Source organism: Lutispora sp. QWL-02 (genome assembly GCF_058315355.1).
Map to the genome: position 1 here is coordinate 2,004,340 of NZ_CM177762.1, position 18,511 is coordinate 2,022,850.

Below are 18,511 nucleotides of genomic sequence, written 5' to 3' on the forward strand. Positions count from 1 at the left end.
TCCGTATATGCGTTCCGCACGTGAGTATAAGCAGATAATGGAGGGATCAGTGAACAATGCAATATAATTTGCTGGGCAAAACAGGAATGAATGTCTCAAGAATCGGTTTTGGAGGCATACCCATTCAACATGTAGGTGAAGATGAAGTAAAGAAGATCGTCTCTAAATGTATAGAAGCCGGCATCAACTTTTTTGATACTGCGAGAGGCTATACAGTGAGTGAAGAGCTTTTGGGAAAGGCCTTTCAGGGAAAAAGAGACAAAGTATACATAGCAACCAAAACCATGGCAAGAGATAGGGACGGTATGATGTCCGAAGTGGAAATATCACTGAAAAATCTTCAAATAGATTATATAGATTTGTACCAATTTCATAATGTGGGCTCCTTGGATGAATACGACAAGATCATGGGTAAGGGCGGGGCCTATGAGGCTTTAGAAAAGTTTCAGGAAGAAGGCGTTGTGAGACACATAGGGATCACAAGCCATAAGCTTCCCATTATGGAGAAGGCCCTGGAGACAGAATGTTTTGCCACCATTCAATTCCCTTTCAGTGTTGTAGAAAGGCAGGCAGAGGAAATATTCAAAATAGCCCATGAAAAAAATATAGGTACTATTGCAATGAAGCCAATGGCCGGAGGTGCCTTAAGAGACGGACGGAAAGCTTTGAAATTCATATTGGAAAGCCCATATTTGAGCATTGCGATACCGGGCATGGATTCCTTGGATCAGGTATCAGAAAATGCAGAAGCTGCGGATGGAATAGCATTGACTGAAGACGAGCGCAGCGAGATAGTTAAAGTTGCAAAAGAACTGGGAAATACCTTCTGCAGGAGATGTGGCTATTGTATGCCCTGTCCTCAGGGAGTAGATATCCCCATAATGTTTCTCATGGAAGGATATTACAGCAGATATGATCTCAAGGATTGGGCGGTAACAAGATACAATAATTTCAAAGTAAAGGCAGATGCTTGTAAAAAATGCGGCATATGTGAGACCCGATGTCCCTATGAGCTTCCCATAAGAGATATGCTGGAAAAAGTAACCGAAGTGTTTAAATAGAAAAATTCTGTCAATAATCAAAAAGTAACTGATTCTAATTTTTAGCACCGATACGGTGCCTTTTTTTTGCCCAATGATTCAACACTTGAATAAACTCATCTCTATGTTGAGAAAAATAAGAAAGGCTTCAATTGTTAACAGCATACATAGAAGAACATATAGAGGTGAGACTATTGGATACTAAGGATATTTCTCAGATACTTATCTCCGATGAATATGAAAGAGAGCAAAAAATTCATGATCTCATTAAAGATAGGCGGTCTTTGAATATAAACATTGAATTGAGCAAAAGGCTTACAGCAAGCCAGAAGGCCGCAGACAAGATGGCTGAATTTACGGGGAGCTGGAAATTCATCGCAATATTTACAGCCATTGTATTAGCCTGGGGAATAGCAAATACCAGATTGATTCTGACAGAACCATTTGACCCCTATCCCTATGTTTTCCTTAATCTCATACTGGCTTGCATTTCCTCAATACAGGCTCCTATCATAATGATGAGTCAAAACAGGGAGGCTCAAAAAGACAGGCTGAGAGCAGAAAACGAATACCTGATCAACACGAAATCCGAAATAATACTTGAAGATTTGCATATGAAAATAGATAATATAATAAATCGACAACATATATTGGAAGATGAAATGGAAAATATGATAGGTCTTATAGAAACTTTAAGAAAAGAAATTGTATTGAGGAGAGAACCGAATGGAGCAAAAAACAACCGTAAAGAAGAATCGGATTTATATAATTAATATAACGGGACAAACTCACGAAGGCTTAGGAGTGGGTAAAATCGAAGGCTATACAGTATTCGTAGAAGGAGCTATTTCCGGGGAAATAGTAAGGACGAAGATTGTAAAGGTGCTGAAAAACTATTCCTATGGAAAGCTGCTGGAAGTGCTTGAGCCATCATCATATAGAACTGAGCCTCCCTGCCCTATAGTGAGAAGATGCGGTGGCTGCCAGATACAGCATATGAATTATGAGGGGCAGCTGGATTACAAGACAAGGCTCGTGAAAGATGCTGTTGAGCGCATCGGGGGGTTAAAGGGTATAACTGTCCATCCTGCCATCGGCATGGAGGCCCCCTGGTATTATAGAAACAAAGCTCAATTCCCTGTGGGAGTAAAGGACGGCAAAATACATATAGGCTTTTATGCCGGCAGAAGCCACGAAATAATAGATACAGATGCATGTATGATTCAAGATAAAATAAATGATGAAGTGATTGAGGTCATAAGAGACTTCATAGATGAGCATAAAATCAGCATATATGATGAAAACACCGGCAATGGCTTGATCAGGCATATAATGACGAGGAAAGGCTTTAAAACCGGAGAAGTCATGGTGTGCATAGTCATAAACGGTGACAATATGCCCTATGGTATTGAATTGGTGGAATCGTTAAAGCAGAGCATTAAAAACTTGAAAACGGTGATCTTGAATATAAACAAGAAAAATACAAATGTGATATTGGGAGACAAGAATAAGGTCATATACGGAGAAGGCTATATATATGATTTTATAGGAGAATTCAAGTTTAAAATATCTCCTCTCTCCTTTTTCCAGGTAAACCCTGTACAAACAGAAGTTTTATACAATAAGGTCCTTGAATATGCGGGTCTAAAAGGAGAAGAAACAGTCATAGATGCTTATTGCGGCATAGGAACCATATCCTTATTCCTCAGCGAGAAAGCTAAAAAGGTATATGGAGTGGAAATCATCGGACAGGCTATAGAGGATGCCAGAGCAAATGCTAAGCTCAATGGGGTTGGCAATGCGGAATTTATACTGGGAGAATCAGAGACGGTTATTGCCAAGCTATATAAAGAAGGCGTCAAAGCAGATGTGGTCGTAGTGGACCCGCCCCGGAAAGGCTGCGATGAAAAGCTGCTGGAGGTCATAGTAAAGATGGCACCTGAACGGGTAGTGTATGTAAGCTGCAATCCATCAACCATGGCAAGAGATTTGAAATATTTGTCGGAGCGGGGATATGCGGTAAGAGAAATACAGCCTGTGGACCAGTTTCCACAGACTGTACACGTTGAGTGTGTGGTATTGATGTCAAGGGTTGAGAAATAGAAGAATTGCAAATGCCTGTAAATAAAGGGTTTCCAGACATTGAGCTTTTCTCTCGGCTACTTTGCCAGAGGTGATAATGTCAGGAAACCCTTATTTTTATTGTTTGCGGTAACATATCCACTGCCCTGAAAGTGATAGGGTTGAGTTGACAGGTTAGATAACGCTTATTTTTGTAGGGGTTGAGGAGACAGGATAGATATCAGGAATCGAAGAAATTCATTGCGTTTTTGCAGAAAAAATGTTATAATAAGCAATTAGCTAAATGCATAAAGCATAAAGCATAAAGCATAAAGATTATAGAATGGGGGTTAATCGGTGAAATATAAATCATTCAGTTCATTTTTAGTAAGTAAACGAGATGCTATAAATCTTACTAACAGTAAGCTTGCTTCTTTAGCTAATATTTCGGCTGTTTATCTTGGTGAAATTATAAAAAAGAAAAAGAATCCTCCAGATAAGAAAACTCAATATGCGTTGGCAGAAGCACTGCAGTTAAGTGAAGAAGAAAAGGTTGAGTTTTTTGACTTAGCTGCTAGTGAGCGGAGGGAAATTCCAGTCGACATATATGATTACTTACTGGAAAGGGAAGATTTATTAGAAGAAATTCGGGCAAAGAAAATGGACGAGGGAAAGGAAGAACATCATGAAAAAGGTAAAACCAATAAAGAAATCAATTGAAGCTAAAGGACATACTCCTCAATATAGAATGCATAAATACTTTGCCAGAAGACCTTATAATGTTTTTAATAATTTAATTAGACATTATTCAAATAAGAATGATATTATATTGGATTGCTTTTGTGGTGGTGGAGTAACAGTTTTTGAAGGGGCGTCTTTAGAGAGAAAAGTAATAGGTGTAGATATAAATCCATTAGCAACTTTTATCACAAGGATGCAGATGTTCAATGGGGATATTGATCTATTAAAGAAAGTTTACGAAGACTTCTGTAGCCAGATTCGGGAGAAATATGAAAGATGGTATTTTGTTGACTTTGGTGATGATAGTGGCATTTGTGAATGGACTGAATGGGTGTATATTGTTCTTTGCCCTCATTGTGGTCAAGAAATAGTTCTAACAGAAGATAATAAAATAAAGAATGGCATTTATCAGTGTTCGAATAAATCTTGCGAGGGTCACAGTGGAGTTAGAAGGATTGAAGGTATACCAAATGGTAGTCTTCCGATACGTGTGCGCTATAGATCGAATGCAACCAATGAAATCAAAACAAGGGCAATAGATTCAAAAACGCAAATTTGCAATTATAACGAGTTATTAGATACAGTAAATAAGCTAAAATATAGTCCTAATTTTGAGATACCCATGGATTGGGATAGACAACATGAAGATAAGCTAAAAGAACGAGGTGTTACTGAATATAAGGATCTTTTTACAGATAGAAACTATGCTATAAACTGTTCTATTTTTAACGATATTATTTCTAAAAAATCAGAATTACCAAAGGATATATTTGAGATGCTATATTTTCTATTTAGCTCAGCATTGAGGTATACAAATAATATGACAAGGGTTACAGATAATTGGGAAAACGGTAACCCTACTTCAATGGACAAACACGCATATTGGCTTCCGAATCAATATGTAGAAACCAACGTTGTAGATATCATTTTCAAAAGAGCAAAAAGTATACTTGCTGGAGTTAAATATTCAAAGCAGAATTTACCTGAAGGGTGTAAAGAGGCGCATTCTTTCGATGAATTACGAAAAAAAGGTGGCTATCTAGTATTAAACAGAAGTTCAAGTGATCTTCCAATACCCGATAAATCTATCGATGTAGTAATAACAGACCCGCCTTATGGGAGTAACGTACAATATGCTGAATTATCAGCTGTTTGGAATGCATGGTACGAATCCTTTAGTGGATTAAATGCTTATATTTTTAAGGATGAAGAAGCAGTTGTCAATAGAAAGGTAAAAGTATCAGGGGCCAAGACTGAAACGGATTATGAGGAGTTACTATATAAAATCTACGCAGAGTGTAATAGAGTTTTGAAAGACGGCGGTTATATGGTCTTTACATTCAACAATAAGAATATTAAGGTTTGGATTGCAATGATGAAGGCTGTTGCAAGGGCTGGCTTTTATCTTCCGGATGATGGAGTAATCTTCCAAGATTTTATTAAATCTTATAAAAATACTGCGCATTTAAGATACGCAGGAAATATCCATGGTGATTTCATATATTCGTTTGTTAAAGGAAAGAACCCTGCAATTTCAGTTCTTAATGGGTATACGTTGCAGCAGGTAATTGAGAAAAATATTGATATGCAGATTGAACAGCTATATAAGAAACGCAAAAGGTATTCTACCACTGAGCTGTATCAAAAAATATTCTCCAAGCTTGTCTGCGTGCTTATGGCATATATTGTAGAACATATTGACAACGAGGAGGAAATGCTTAAAGTTGAAACATATTCCGATGACTATGTAGATAATTTGTTAAAGAAAAAGCTAAATTACATTAATGAAAAATGGGTCAAAAAGGAGCAGTAATGCTATGAAAGAACTTCTTAATGAAAGGCAGATATATGAAAGTAAAGAATTACAGCAGTTTATTTTACAATTAGAGTGTCGATATGAAATTAAAGACTTATCATATAAATATAGTAATTCTGTAAATTTTTCCGAGAACGCTGACGTACCATTTCATCAATGGTTTCGCTATCGAGAAGGGTTTTCAGGTAATTTAATAAAGGAGTTAATTAGAGATTCTGGTGCTGCTAAAGGTGAAGTAATAATTGATCCATTCAGTGGATCTGGAACAACTCCTGTGGTTGCTGTTCTTAATGGATACTATGGATTTGGCATAGACGTAAATCCATTATCAGCGTTTATAGCTAATGTTAAAATGCAGCAATACACGCAAAATGAGTTGCAATTATGTAAAAGTTTAGTGAGGGATTTACCAGAATTTAAAACATCTAGGACAAATAAATATGATGACATAAAAAAGTATTTCACTCAAAGAAATTTTGAGACGCTTTGCAGTTTGAAAGATTATATAGACAACATAGGTGACACGAGAGTGCAATTGATTTTGAAAACTGCTTTCCTTTGTATTATTGAGAGTTCTTCTAACCGTCGGAGAGATGGTAATGGTTTAAAAACAGTTAACACAAAGGTCTCAGATGTAAGAGATGTTTTTATTAATAAAGCAATTGAAATTCTGAACGATTTAGAATCTACATCAAGTAATTTAAAAGGCAAAGGAGAATGTATTGCTGATAGTGCTAAAAACTTATATCAAATATTTAAACAGAATTACGAATCAAAGAATTTAAAGGCCGGGACAATTATTTTTTCACCACCATACCCGAATTCATTTGATTATTTCGAATCATATAAATTAGAACTTGTTTTTGGCGATTTTGCTACTAATATTCAAGGGATTAACGATTTTAGAAAGCAAGCGGTAAGGTCATTTGTTGGTGTAAAAGAGCAAAAAGAGTCAGATAAATATATAAATATTATCGCAGAAGAAATTGAAAAGGCGATTCCTATAAAAGAAGCAGAGACTGGAAAAAGGGACTCGCGAACCAGAAAGGTTCCTAATATGATTAAGGGGTATTTTTCTGACATGCAGGAAATAATTAGGCAGTGCGGTCTTTGCCTTGAAAAAGGCAAAAAAACATATATAGTTATTGATCAATCTGCTTATGTTGGTGTTATAGTTCCAACGGATTTGTTGTTAGCTTATTTATCTGAGCAAGTTGGATTTCGAGTGGAAAGTATCATAGAATGCAGAAAGTGCCGAACATCGGCTCAACAATTGCAGCGTTTTCCTTATTTAAAAAATGTATTAAGGGAGAGCATAGTAGAATTGGTGAAAGAATAACAAACTGCCGCAGGTGAGAAAATCATCTGCGGCAGTTTGTTTAAAGCCAACTTTTGAAAGTAATAAAGTTCGTTATAAGCTTATCCATAGGGCATGTTTCTATCTCGTTTGTTTTTTCCAGAAGCTCTTTAATTTTATCCGCTCCATTAGGGGCAAGCGTTATTTCTGGAGTTCCTGAGATAGTTACTCCGGGCCATATTGCAAGGTGCTTCTTAAGGTAATTAAACTGGTTGTAAAGGGTTGTTCTAGATGACCAAATGTCAATGAGCTTAAGTGTTGTATCGAACTTTTCGTTAAGAGCAGCCAAAACTATTTCTTTGTTAGCTTCACTTAAACTTTCAATACGAGGATAAGTATCTCTAAGGTATGATATCCTTTCACAGGCTTCACTAACCCCGCGCACTCCAATATTTTTAGCTATAAATAATGCATAGGCAAATTCAAATTTCGATATTTTACCTACTTGTGCTAATACCCTTAAAGCATAACGGTACGGAAAATGTGGAAACCTAGTGATTGCCGCTAATTTGTTAAACTTTAATAATTGTTCTTCAAATATCGGTGCAGCTTCTTCAAAAGAAGAACATGCAAATAACTTACGGCCAATATCAGTTACATAGAATTTACGTTCTTTTTCGATTATAGCACCGATCTTCACAGCATGTGAAACATTGTTATGATCAATCGCTATAGCAGTACGTGGAAGCCCTACATCAAAAGATTCATATTTTTGCAAAGTAGCTATTACACATGATTTCCAATATGATTCAAGATTATAGTCTCCGATAGTAGTAAAATCTCCTCTTTCTACTCCTGATGTACGAGACTTAGGTTCAAAAATAAATTCCCGGGATATATTTGCTGGGTCTCTATTTACTTCAGCAACTCGTAAGAGAATTTTCCCAGCTATATCGTCAATTCCTAGTTGCTCTGTTGCCTCTATGATTATTGGGGAGTCGCCATCGTCTTCACCCCTAGGCCTCTCGCCTGTTGCTAGTTTTAGATTTAGTTTGTCAATATAGTCTGCAAGAATTCGATCTTGGTCTCTTAATGCTTGTACAACAGTATGCAGTGTGCTGAAATTCTCGGGATCAATATCTTCAAAACTAGAAACCTCATCAGCGATAATAACCGGAATTATTATATACGAAATTTTGTCAGGGTTATCTTTTACTTTTCTTAATGAACGCCCCACAGCTTGAATAATATCGATAACTGAGTTTTTGGGGTCAGCAAAGTATACAGCATCAATTATCGGTACATCAACACCTTCTGTGAGACATCTAGCATTAGAAATTACACCAAATGGAGATGTTATAAAATCGTCAAAAATTGCTTTTCTAGCTCCAGCAGACATGCTTCCATTTATATGGTCACAATATACATCTGAAACGACTATATCTCCAGAAATACCAGATACTACTTCGTTTAAGTTAGTCCCATTTGCAGATGAAATAAAGCGTTTTGCAGATTCAATATCGCGATGATAGGAAATAGCTTTACTAATTCCAATATCATTCATGGTTTTTGCGAGAAGAACTTGTTTGAATAGATTCTGCGAATCCACTTCCCTATCGCCAATGTTTAGAACAAGATTATTATCAATTATACTTTTTAGTTCTCCTTCTTTCATGCAACAAAGAACTATTTTGTAATCGCTGATTATTCCTTGTTCAATAGCAGATCTGAAAGGAAGTGAGGTAAATGTCGGGCCATACTGTTCATAGTTATCCATAGAAAAGACTTCATAATTATATTCACGTGCTCTCCCTACTATACGAGGATTAACAAATCTTTCTGTAGCTGTCATGAATAACCGTTTTTCGGAAGGGATAAAAGCATCATTCATACCCATAATGAACATTTGAGTATCTTTATTACCGGCAGTCCTATGAGCCTCATCGAAGAAGGCAATATCAAAAGTAAATCTATCAATTTTTTCTAATGCTCCAACTATGGCATCTAACGATTGGTATGTTGAGAATATAACCTTGTCTTTCGGTGATTCGAATTTTATAAAATTAAGGATTTTCTCTGGATCGGTAGTAACCGGAACACCGATATATGAAGCATCTGCCTGGAAATCATCATTTTCTAGATGTTTTGCATTCTCGGCTACTGTCGCATCACTACATACACAAAGGTAGGTGAATGGAGCTTTTGCCTGTGGCATCCAAGCTTCAAGAGTTTGTTTTATGAGAGCAAGGTTCGGAGCAACAAATAGTACATTTTTTGCCAATAAACCTTCTTTTATCCATAATGCAGTAAGGGTCTTACCAGTGCCACAAGCGGCAAGCATTTTCCCTCTTTCTTCTGTTGCGAATCCCTCAAGAACATCGGATATCATTTTAACTTGGTGAGGCATAGGTGTATACCTTTGAATACGTGTTTCGCTTACACCAGTTGTCGCATAAGAGTACAACCATTCGAAGAAATCTGGTTCTAGGCTACTTAATTCATTTCTTAATACAAAAAATTGATCTTTCTTTTTGTAAGCTTGTTGGGGAAGCTCATAGCAGTTTGCAAAAATGCATCGCTCATCGGCATGCTCAGACTCAGCCCAAAATGAAGTTAGTTCATCATAAGAAGGGGATAATTGGCCGCTTCTGAATTTCGCCTGGTAGGCTACAGTTTTTCCATCTTCTTTAACTATTAAGCCGTCTACACCACTATCTCGTTTCTCTAGTTTTACTTTTTTTCTCAATTCAATTGGAATTGAGTTTTCCATATATAGCTCTGAGATAAGATACAAATCCTTAAAATATGTGAAATAGGCAAAGACAAACTGTTCAAAAGCAGTACCTTTCTCTTTAGGAATTTCAATTGATTCAATTGCAGCCTCTAACTCCACCCACGAAGTATACTTTTTAGAAAATATACTATTAAAAATCATAAAAACCCTCCTCCTACGAGATAGAGACAAGGAGCTACCTTGTCCTATCAGAAATTTTATTATTGAGCTGTTTAAGTAAGTATAATATCTATATCGTCATATGTAGTATCAAAATATGGCAAACAAATAGCATTTATTTCATCAAGAATAACATCCTTATCAATCAAATTATTACTTTCTGATTCAAATGCAATAATCAATTTACCGCAATCATCATAACCACATGACCCAAATAAAGCCCTATGGACATCAAGTTTATTTTTGTCTAATAGTTTTTCTATGATATAATCCCAAAAATTAATTTTTCTATAGTTGAGTATTTGATTCTTGTGTACGCTATTCAAACTATTTTGTACTTCAGCCCAACTCTCCAGTAAGCGGCTTTGGAAAAAAGATGATACCCCTCCACAAGAACCGCAGAATCTATCATTTCCAGATAGTTTACTGTTACAGTTTGTACAAAGATTGTATAATGGAGCCGAACAGACATTACATATTTTTGAAGATAAGGGTAAGTCAATTTCTCCACATCTCAAGCAATAGTAGACACGTCCAGTGCTTTTTAACGGAATAGTTGTTGGGTATAAAAATACCTTATCTATGTTTACGTTATTGGTCGTTTTAAATCCACACATTATGCAGTATCGATCTGCAGGTTTTAATGGTGCTCCACAATTGCCACAAAATGCAGGTGATGTGAGAAGTAAGTATTTTTTATTTCTAATGAAGTCATCAAACTGGCATTCAAGTGCAGCTTTTTCACGCTCCATGAGATGATAATCGCGTCTAATATCACATATTACATATTCTGAAGCTTCTTCAGATAAATTACAAAGTGATTTTATACTTTCTTTGTCAAAGCAATTGCATGCGCGGAGAATTGCTGTAGGGGCAAGTAATTCTGCAGCAAACATTTCAGCTTCACGCTCTAGAACCCAATATTCGTGAGAATTACTAATGTTTAGCGAGGACGGAAGATCGAACTCCTCAAAGTGTTTCAAGAATATATGTCCTAATTCATGTGCTTTGGAAAAACGAACATTACCCGGAACCCTATTACGATCTTTTACAATAGATATATATATTGATTTTCCTTGAATAATTCTCTTTTGTGTAATAGCTTGAATATCTTTGTTGTTCTTAAATTCATGGGGTAAATCGCTCATAGCAATTTGTTCAGCTTCAGATTCAGAAAATAAAATGATATTGTTAGCTTTAAAAATCAAATCAATATCAGTCGGAAGTGAATTTATATTGTTTGACAATAAAATTTTACGTGCTGTGCGTTTTACGTAATCATATCTGGGCTTATTTGGAATGCGTTTAGCTGCCAACACGTTCACCTCCTTTTGTTATTTGTTGTCATCAGATATTCCGCTTTGCTTTAAAACGATATTAATGAATTCGGCCATTTTATCCATTGTTTCTTTTGGAGCATCTTTTGCTCTAAATAGTGTTTTTACTAATTCTTCAGACTTAGATAAGCCTTCAAGCAATTCATCTCCACTACTCTTAGTAGAATTTACTAGATCTTCCGCAGACTCTGTTTCTGATAATACCCGTAGAGCGGGGATACCAAAAACTCTAGTAATGGAAGCAAAATCATTATAATCACAAAGGTTATCGCCAGACTCCATGGATTCAATTATTTGAGGTGATAGATTGGATAAATTTGCTAATTCTGAAATACTGAGTCCTTTGGATTTTCTTAAAGATCTTATTTTTTCTGCAATGGTTTTAGGATTAGATTCATTAAATAGTTCTTCAAGATAAGAATCCATATCAGTGGCAGCACTAATATATCCTCCTGCTTTTAAAGCTTCCTCCACGGGAATATTTAATGCTTTACATATTGCCTTAATATTCTTGATTGATGGGTTAGCTCTATCACCATTTTCAATTCTATGAATTTCTGTATGACTAATTCCTGATTTTTCAGCCAGTGCCCACTTTTTAATACCAGCTGCTTCACGAGCTGCCTTAAGGTATTTTCCAATTGCTGTTTCAGCCACAATACTCACCTCCTAGAAGAAGAATATCACAAACCGAACCAAAACGCAATACTTATTTTTGTGAACTAATAAGTTCATTGACAAAAGGTTCAATGATTGATAATCTAAAATAAAAGAAAACCATTTTATAGAAGTAGTTTTTTTATTTAACCTAAACCGAACCTAAAAGTTCAAGAGGAGGTAAAAATGAAAATTAACACTAACTATATAAGAGAATTAGCAAGGAAAGAGGGACTTACTGGAGCTGAATTAGGAAGAAGAATGAATGTTTCAGTTTCTGAGGCAAATCGTGTTTTAAATGGAGAACGTAAAGGCGGTAGAAAAGTAATATCTGGTATAACAAAAGCTTTTCCCGAGGCTGATAAAAGGCAGCTTTTTATTTTACCTGAAACCGAACTAAAAAGTTCGTATCCTCATGCTTTTGATTGTATTGTTCCTAATATACCGCACATTAAAAGAATGATGCAGTCACTAGGTTGGTCTGGAAGTGATTTAGCAAGGCACATGGGTGTTTCTGTAACAGAAGCTAACAGACTGCTTAGAGGTGCACGAAAAGGAGGCAAAAAGGCAATTGGTGGTTTTTTGAAAGCTTTTCCCAATGAAAAATGGGAGCATTTGTTTGTTTTAAGTAATTCCAAACAGTAGATAAGGAGGGAGGCTCAACTTTATGCAGAGTATAAAAAATAGTTCTGGCAAGCTTGTTTGCCGCATTGATTCAAGTCAGAAAATTGTTGAAATAGTACATAAAGGTATACGTACTGTCATTCGCTTCCTAGATGATGGAACCTATGAAGTCAAAAATAATGAAGTCATAAAGATAGCTTAAGTTAACCCGAAATAATCCGCAGAGCCGCTAGACGGACAGGATGAACACTTTGAAAGTGTTTCCTGCCCGTCTTTTTTTCTGCTCTGCGGATAAAAGAAAACCGGCTCCTGCGGATTTTTCAAAGCCAAATTTTGAAAACCAAAGGAGTCAAATTATGAAAAGAGCGTACAAAACAAGTAAAAAAAAGAGAACTAACTACATTTATTACACCGCTGAAGGAACAAAGATTGTAATAACCCCAGGCGAAGATGGAGTCACCGAAGCTGATATCGAGCTTTTACATACTATGGATGATGACGAAGTGGACGAGCAGCGCCGCTATGATTACAGAGTTACAACTCATTTAGATGCCTATCATGATGGTGAAAATGAATTGGCAAATGACCGCAATAAGTATCTTGCGGATGATACTGCGAATCCCGAACATCTTATGCTCCAAGCGGAAGATGAAACTGAGTATCAAGATATGCTGGACAAGTTAACTAAGGCAATGGAATGTCTTTTACCACAACAAAAAGAACTCTTCAAAAAAGTGTACCTTGAGAAACGATCCAACACTGATATTGCAGCAGAAGAAGGTGTTACAGAAGCGGCTATTCGCGGTCGCCTTAAAAAGCTTCAAGAAAGACTTAGAAAAATTCTATCCTAATTGGGTTCGCAAGGACCCATTATAAAAATTCTTTTCTCTAAAGGGGGTTCGAAAGAACTCTCTTTTTCGCTTATCGGTGAGGGGCAGATAAATCGCCCCCGGAAAGGAGATGGAATATGAGCCTTAAACACAAAGTTACTATCAATGTGGCAAGGCCCGGTGGCGTAAGAAGTCCAGTAATTCAAAGCAGTCGGAAGACAATCCGAACGAGAATGCTTGATTTCCTATTCGGAAAGAAAGTCAGTCTGCTAGTAATTACTCCCGGCGACTCAGTTGAGACGGTAGAAATTAAGGAAATCAAGGAAGGAGGTGTGGGACATGAGCAGGGTCAAGCTTCTACTCGATGTGGTGTCAGATCTTAGATCGCTAGCGGATAGCGTTCAGGCTGTAGCTGATGCAATAGCAAGTAATGGGCCTGATGAGATTACAAAGCCAGAGCAACCAAAGCCTGAAAAACAATCTGAAGAAAAGCAGATCACCTTAGAAGAAGTAAGGGCGGTACTTGCGGAAAAAAGCCATGACGGATTTACAACTGAAGTAAGAGCACTTCTAGAAAAGTATGGTGCATCAAAACTCAGCCAGATTGATCCAAGCAAGTATGCTGCACTTCTTGCCGATGCGGAGGGATTGAAATGAGTAAACATGCAATTCTCTCTGCATCTGGAGCCCATCGCTGGATGAACTGTACACCATCAGCGAGGTTGGAGCTGGAGTTTGACGACAACAGCGGTGAAGCTGCGGCTGAAGGCACTGCTGCCCATGCGTTAAGTGAACACAAACTCCGCAAGGCGCTTAAGATGAGATCAAAAAAGCCGGTTTCTCCATATGACTCAGATGAGATGGACAATTACACCGATGATTACGTGGAGTATGTACTTGAAGTAATTGAGCAAGCCAAGCAGGCCTGTAGTGATCCCTTGATCTTGATAGAACAGCGGCTTGATTTTTCAAAGTATGTGCCTGATGGCTTTGGGACCGGGGATTGTGTAATTATCGCTGACGGAACTCTTCACATTATTGATTTTAAGTATGGTCAGGGTGTCTTAGTCAGCGCAGAGGACAATCCTCAAATGAAACTATATGCCCTTGGTGCACTGGATCTCTTTGATGGTATTTATGACATCGAGATGGTTTCAATGACAATCTATCAGCCCCGTCGTGAAAATGTCAGCACGTCCACAGTCTCAAAAGAAAGCTTGTATCAGTGGGCTGAAGAAGTTTTGAAGCCTAAAGCTGAACTGGCCTTCGCTGGTGACGGAAACTACTGCCCTGGAGAATGGTGTCAATTTTGTCGAGCAGCAGTGAAATGTAGAGCAAGAGCAGAAGCAAAAATGAAACTGGCTACATTTGAGTTTGCGCTACCGCCACTTTTATCAGATGAAGAAATTGCCGGGATTCTATCTTCTATCGGTGATCTCACCAGCTGGGCAAATGAGATTATAGCCTATGCGACAGATGCAGCAGTTAATCATGGAAAGAAGTGGCCCGGCTTTAAAGTAGTCGAAGGCCGTTCCAACCGTAAATACAAAGATGAAGAAGCGGTCGCAGAAGCAGCAAAGAATGCAGGTTATCGTGACATATACAAGCAAAGTCTCATCACCATTACTGAAATGGAAAAATTGATGGGCAAGACAAAATTTAATGAAGTCCTTGGAGGACTAGTTATAAAGCCACCAGGTAAACCAACGCTAGTACCAGTTTCAGACAAGCGTCCTGAAATGAACACATCATCAGCAAAAAATGATTTTATGGAGGTATAAAACTATGTCAAAAATAGCAAAAAGAATGAACCCAACGAAAGTAATCACAGGAGTGGTACGACTCTCTTATGCCAATGTCTGGGAACCTAAATCCATCAATGGCGGTGCTGAAAAATACAGTGTGAGCCTGATTATCCCTAAGAGCGATACTAAAACCTTAAGTGCTATCAACGAAGCGGTTAATGCTGCTATTGAGGAAGGCAAAGGTAAATTTGGTGGCAAGATTCCCAATAAAGCAGTTCTCAAGCTCCCTCTGCGTGATGGCGACATTGATCGTCCGGATGATGAGGCTTATGCCAACAGCTATTTTATCAATGCCAACAGCAATACTGCTCCACAAATTGTAGACAGAAACGTCAATCCAATCCTTGATCGTTCAGAAGTGTACTCCGGTGTCTATGCAAGAGTGAGTATCAACTTCTATGCCTTTAACTCCAATGGAAATAAGGGTATAGCGTGTGGCCTTGGAAACATTCAAAAAATCCGCGATGGTGAGCCTTTAGGCGGTAGAACCAATGCAGCTGATGACTTTGCCACTGACGTGGATGACGACTTTTTATCATGAGAACCCTCAGCATAGATATAGAAACATATAGTAGCGTAGACCTCGCCAAAAGCGGGGTCTATCGTTACGCTGAAGCACCGGATTTTGAAATCCTACTTTTTGGCTACAGTGTGGATGCTGGTCCTGTACAGGTAGTTGACTTGGCGTGTGGTGAGGCCATCCCACAAGAAATACAGAATGCAATTTTAGATAGTAAGGTTATAAAGTGGGCATTTAATGCTCAATTTGAACGAATCTGCTTGTCTCGTCATTTTGGTGTCTGGCTTGAGCCTGCTACATGGCGTTGTACGATGGTATGGTCTGCCTACCTAGGACTTCCTCTATCTCTGGAAGGGGCAGCAATCGTAACAGGAGCAGATAAGAAAAAGCTGACTGAGGGTAAGGAGCTCATCCGATATTTCTCTGTTCCATGCAAAGCGACTCAGTCTAATGGAGGCCGAACTCGCAATCTACCGGAGCATGCTTTAGAAAAGTGGGAGAGTTTCAAAGCATATAACCTTCGAGATGTTGAAGCTGAACTTTCCATACAGGCAAAGCTTCAGAAGTTCCCTATGCCAGAAGAGGAGTGGCAGAACTATATTCTAGACCAGCAGATTAATGATCGAGGTATTCAATTGGATTTAGACTTGGTAAGGCAGGCTATCCAGTGTGATGAACAAACCCGAGAAGAGTTCACAAGCCGACTAAAAGAGCTTACTAAACTTGAAAATCCAAACTCAGTGACCCAGATGAAAACCTGGCTATCGGAAAGTGGTCTGGAAACGGATAGTCTTGATAAGGCGTCAGTTAAGGCACTATTAAAGGAAGCTCCAGATCACCTGAGTGAAGTGCTGGAACTGAGGCGACTACTAGCAAAGTCCAGTGTAAAGAAATACACCGCTATGGAAAATGCAGTATGTGCTGATGGAAGAGCACGTGGTCTATTGCAGTTTTATGGTGCCAATCGAACCGGCAGATTTGCAGGGAGGCTTATACAAGTTCAAAATCTTCCGCAGAACCATTTGCCGGATCTGGAGCAGGCGAGAAGGTTAGTTAGAGGTGGTCATTTTGAGGCCTTGGAATTATTGTACGATTCTGTTCCAGGGGTTTTGTCCGAGTTAATCCGTACCGCCTTTGTTCCAAAGAAAGGATATAAGTTTATTGTTGCTGATTTTAGTGCAATTGAAGCTAGAGTGATTGCCTGGCTCGCAGGCGAGACATGGAGAAATGAGGTATTCGCTACCCATGGCAAGATTTACGAAGCATCCGCTTCCCAGATGTTTAGGGTCCCCTTGGAAGAAGTCACAAAAGGTAGTCCACTCAGACAAAAAGGAAAAATTGCGGAGTTGGCCTTGGGGTATGGTGGATCAGTTGGTGCGTTAAAAGCAATGGGAGCACTTGATATGGGTCTTACCGAAGAAGAATTAAAACCTTTGGTCTATGCATGGCGAAATGCGAATCCAAACATTGTTAGGCTTTGGTGGGATGTCGATAGAGCAGTTAAAAAAGCTGTAAAAGAAAGATGCGGAACAGAAACTCAGCGTATCCGATTTGAATATCGTAGTGGAATGCTGTTGATATGGCTGCCATCCGGGAGACAGCTTACCTATGTCAAACCAAGGATGGGGATTAACAGATTCGGCAGTGAAGCAGTGACGTATGAAGGCGTTGGTGCCACAAAGAAGTGGGAGCGTATTGAAAGCTATGGTCCGAAGTTTGTTGAGAACATCGTGCAGGCCATTTCAAGAGATCTTCTTTGCCATTCCATGCGAAATCTGGATGAAGCAGGACTAAATATTGTCATGCATGTCCATGATGAGGCAGTTTTAGAGGTTCCTTTAGAAATATGCGTACAAGACGTCTGTGTTCTTATGGGTCAGGTACCGCCTTGGGCGCATGGGCTTCTACTTCGTGCTGATGGATTTGAATGTGATTTTTATAAAAAAGATTAATTTGAGGGGGTTCGAAGCCTCCTCTTTTTTTGCTTATAGCTGAGGGCATGTTTTATCGCTCTACAACTATATGCTGGAGGTTCGATATGAACAAATTAACGATTTTCAACTACGAGGGCAACAATGTCAGAACAATTTTAAAGGATGGTAATCCTTGGTGGGTACTTAAGGATGTCTGTTCTGTGCTAGAAATTGGAAACAGTCGTGATGTTACATCTCGATTGGACAGTGATGAAAAGGGAGTCGATATTATCGACACCCCTGGAGGAAAACAGGAAGTATCTATTATCAATGAAAGTGGCCTTTATAGCGTGATATTGGTTTCTCGAAAGCCAGAAGCTAAAAAGTTCAAGCGCTGGGTAACTCATGAAGTTCTTCCTTCCATCAGAAGGCATGGACTTTATGCTACAGATGAGTTGCTTGCTAATCCGGACTTTTTGATTCAAGCACTGCAGGAGCTTAAAGCCGAAAGAGCCAAAAATGCCGAGCTAACAACTACCATTAGCATTCAAGAACAGCAGATTGCAGAAATGAAACCCAAAGCCAGTTATTACGATGTGGTACTTAACTGCAAGGATGCGGTGTCTATCACAACCATCGCCAAGGATTATGGAAAGTCTGGTCGTTGGTTCAATGAATATTTACATGATCTTGGCGTTCAGTTCCGTCAAGGGAAAATCTGGCTTCTATATCAAAAGTATGCCCAACATGGATATACGACAACCAAAACCCATACGTACCCTGGAAATGATGGGACGATGCATTCAAAGGTTCATACTTACTGGACTCAGAAAGGACGCTTGTTCATTTATGAGCTTCTTAAGGATCATGGCATTTTACCATTGATTGAACAAGAGTCCGAATTCGAGGAGATGTAG

The 18,511-nt window shown here is 38.4% G+C and carries 17 protein-coding genes; 14 read left to right on the top strand and 3 right to left on the bottom strand.

Annotated elements, in window-relative coordinates:
- Positions 1-56: 56 nt before the first annotated feature.
- The 6 genes from AC4HCY_RS09215 to AC4HCY_RS09240 all read left to right on the top strand — a co-directional run bounded on the left by AC4HCY_RS09215 (position 57) and on the right by AC4HCY_RS09240 (position 6,997).
- Positions 57-1,061, top strand: a complete 1,005-nt coding sequence (locus AC4HCY_RS09215) for an aldo/keto reductase (RefSeq protein WP_323432522.1) — start codon at positions 57-59, stop codon at positions 1,059-1,061.
- Positions 1,062-1,234: 173 nt separating this feature from the next.
- Complete coding sequence (locus tag AC4HCY_RS09220; protein ID WP_333783322.1) at positions 1,235-1,813, top strand: DUF1003 domain-containing protein; 579 nt, start codon at positions 1,235-1,237, stop codon at positions 1,811-1,813.
- On the top strand, positions 1,767-3,143 hold the full coding sequence (gene rlmD, locus AC4HCY_RS09225; RefSeq protein WP_491095911.1) for a 23S rRNA (uracil(1939)-C(5))-methyltransferase RlmD: 1,377 nt from the start codon (positions 1,767-1,769) through the stop codon (positions 3,141-3,143). Before AC4HCY_RS09220 ends, rlmD begins: the two co-directional genes overlap by 47 nt.
- Positions 3,144-3,458: 315 nt before the next feature.
- Positions 3,459-3,821 carry a helix-turn-helix domain-containing protein gene (locus tag AC4HCY_RS09230; protein ID WP_024400923.1) on the top strand — a complete coding sequence of 121 codons (363 nt, stop codon included), beginning with the start codon at positions 3,459-3,461 and terminating at the stop codon, positions 3,819-3,821.
- Positions 3,787-5,655: a DNA methyltransferase gene (locus AC4HCY_RS09235; RefSeq protein WP_024400922.1), complete on the top strand. Its 1,869-nt coding sequence runs from the start codon at positions 3,787-3,789 to the stop codon at positions 5,653-5,655. Before AC4HCY_RS09230 ends, AC4HCY_RS09235 begins: the two co-directional genes overlap by 35 nt.
- A 4-nt stretch (positions 5,656-5,659) precedes the next feature.
- Entirely contained in the window at positions 5,660-6,997 is a 1,338-nt protein-coding gene (locus AC4HCY_RS09240; protein ID WP_024400921.1) for a DNA methyltransferase, read from the top strand.
- 40 nt (positions 6,998-7,037) lie between these two features.
- On the opposite strand, the gene AC4HCY_RS09245 is transcribed toward AC4HCY_RS09240, so the two are convergent.
- The 3 genes from AC4HCY_RS09245 to AC4HCY_RS09255 all read right to left on the bottom strand — a co-directional run bounded on the left by AC4HCY_RS09245 (position 7,038) and on the right by AC4HCY_RS09255 (position 11,902).
- Positions 7,038-9,890: a DEAD/DEAH box helicase family protein gene (locus AC4HCY_RS09245; RefSeq protein ID WP_024400920.1), complete on the bottom strand. Its 2,853-nt coding sequence runs from the start codon at positions 9,888-9,890 to the stop codon at positions 7,038-7,040.
- A 71-nt stretch (positions 9,891-9,961) separates the two neighbouring features.
- On the bottom strand, positions 9,962-11,224 hold the full coding sequence (locus tag AC4HCY_RS09250; protein ID WP_039652065.1) for a double zinc ribbon domain-containing protein: 1,263 nt from the start codon (positions 11,222-11,224) through the stop codon (positions 9,962-9,964).
- Positions 11,225-11,242: 18 nt separating this feature from the next.
- Positions 11,243-11,902: a helix-turn-helix domain-containing protein gene (locus tag AC4HCY_RS09255; RefSeq protein ID WP_024400918.1), complete on the bottom strand. Its 660-nt coding sequence runs from the start codon at positions 11,900-11,902 to the stop codon at positions 11,243-11,245.
- A 186-nt stretch (positions 11,903-12,088) separates the two neighbouring features.
- On the opposite strand from AC4HCY_RS09255, the gene AC4HCY_RS09260 reads away from it, so the two are divergent.
- The 8 genes from AC4HCY_RS09260 (at position 12,089) to AC4HCY_RS09295 (ending at position 18,511) form a co-directional block, all read left to right on the top strand.
- On the top strand, positions 12,089-12,547 hold the full coding sequence (locus tag AC4HCY_RS09260) for a helix-turn-helix domain-containing protein (RefSeq protein WP_228381164.1): 459 nt from the start codon (positions 12,089-12,091) through the stop codon (positions 12,545-12,547).
- Positions 12,548-12,569: 22 nt separating this feature from the next.
- Positions 12,570-12,728 (top strand): hypothetical protein, encoded by a 159-nt coding sequence (locus AC4HCY_RS09265; RefSeq protein ID WP_200888058.1) that lies wholly within the window; start codon positions 12,570-12,572, stop codon positions 12,726-12,728.
- A gap of 154 nt (positions 12,729-12,882) precedes the next feature.
- The gene (locus tag AC4HCY_RS09270) at positions 12,883-13,377 is read left to right on the top strand and encodes a sigma-70 family RNA polymerase sigma factor (protein WP_039652167.1); all 495 of its coding nucleotides are present in this window, start codon (positions 12,883-12,885) and stop codon (positions 13,375-13,377) included.
- A gap of 318 nt (positions 13,378-13,695) precedes the next feature.
- Positions 13,696-14,013, top strand: coding sequence for an rRNA biogenesis protein rrp5 (locus AC4HCY_RS09275; protein ID WP_024400915.1), 318 nt, complete (start codon positions 13,696-13,698; stop codon positions 14,011-14,013).
- On the top strand, positions 14,010-15,137 hold the full coding sequence (locus AC4HCY_RS09280; protein WP_024400914.1) for a DUF2800 domain-containing protein: 1,128 nt from the start codon (positions 14,010-14,012) through the stop codon (positions 15,135-15,137). Before AC4HCY_RS09275 ends, AC4HCY_RS09280 begins: the two co-directional genes overlap by 4 nt.
- 4 nt (positions 15,138-15,141) lie before the next feature.
- Positions 15,142-15,702, top strand: a complete 561-nt coding sequence (locus AC4HCY_RS09285; RefSeq protein WP_024400913.1) for a DUF2815 family protein — start codon at positions 15,142-15,144, stop codon at positions 15,700-15,702.
- A complete protein-coding gene (locus AC4HCY_RS09290) occupies positions 15,699-17,633 on the top strand; it encodes a DNA polymerase (protein ID WP_024400912.1) in 1,935 nt (644 codons plus the stop codon). Before AC4HCY_RS09285 ends, AC4HCY_RS09290 begins: the two co-directional genes overlap by 4 nt.
- Positions 17,634-17,719: 86 nt before the next feature.
- Positions 17,720-18,511: a phage antirepressor gene (locus tag AC4HCY_RS09295; RefSeq protein WP_024400911.1), complete on the top strand. Its 792-nt coding sequence runs from the start codon at positions 17,720-17,722 to the stop codon at positions 18,509-18,511.

What these genes read in the sequence shown, in the direction of transcription:
- AC4HCY_RS09260 (WP_228381164.1), top strand. Translation starts at nt 12,089, where the DNA reads ATGAAAATTAACACTAACTATATAAGAGAATTAGCAAGGAAAGAGGGA.
- AC4HCY_RS09295 (WP_024400911.1), top strand. Translation starts at nt 17,720, where the DNA reads ATGAACAAATTAACGATTTTCAACTACGAGGGCAACAATGTCAGAACA.
- AC4HCY_RS09215 (WP_323432522.1), top strand. Translation starts at nt 57, where the DNA reads ATGCAATATAATTTGCTGGGCAAAACAGGAATGAATGTCTCAAGAATC.
- rlmD (WP_491095911.1), top strand. Translation starts at nt 1,767, where the DNA reads ATGGAGCAAAAAACAACCGTAAAGAAGAATCGGATTTATATAATTAAT.
- AC4HCY_RS09285 (WP_024400913.1), top strand. Translation starts at nt 15,142, where the DNA reads ATGTCAAAAATAGCAAAAAGAATGAACCCAACGAAAGTAATCACAGGA.
- AC4HCY_RS09275 (WP_024400915.1), top strand. Translation starts at nt 13,696, where the DNA reads ATGAGCAGGGTCAAGCTTCTACTCGATGTGGTGTCAGATCTTAGATCG.
- AC4HCY_RS09270 (WP_039652167.1), top strand. Translation starts at nt 12,883, where the DNA reads ATGAAAAGAGCGTACAAAACAAGTAAAAAAAAGAGAACTAACTACATT.
- AC4HCY_RS09235 (WP_024400922.1), top strand. Translation starts at nt 3,787, where the DNA reads ATGAAAAAGGTAAAACCAATAAAGAAATCAATTGAAGCTAAAGGACAT.
- AC4HCY_RS09290 (WP_024400912.1), top strand. Translation starts at nt 15,699, where the DNA reads ATGAGAACCCTCAGCATAGATATAGAAACATATAGTAGCGTAGACCTC.
- AC4HCY_RS09265 (WP_200888058.1), top strand. Translation starts at nt 12,570, where the DNA reads ATGCAGAGTATAAAAAATAGTTCTGGCAAGCTTGTTTGCCGCATTGAT.
- AC4HCY_RS09245 (WP_024400920.1), bottom strand. Translation starts at nt 9,890, where the DNA reads ATGATTTTTAATAGTATATTTTCTAAAAAGTATACTTCGTGGGTGGAG.
- AC4HCY_RS09240 (WP_024400921.1), top strand. Translation starts at nt 5,660, where the DNA reads ATGAAAGAACTTCTTAATGAAAGGCAGATATATGAAAGTAAAGAATTA.
- AC4HCY_RS09280 (WP_024400914.1), top strand. Translation starts at nt 14,010, where the DNA reads ATGAGTAAACATGCAATTCTCTCTGCATCTGGAGCCCATCGCTGGATG.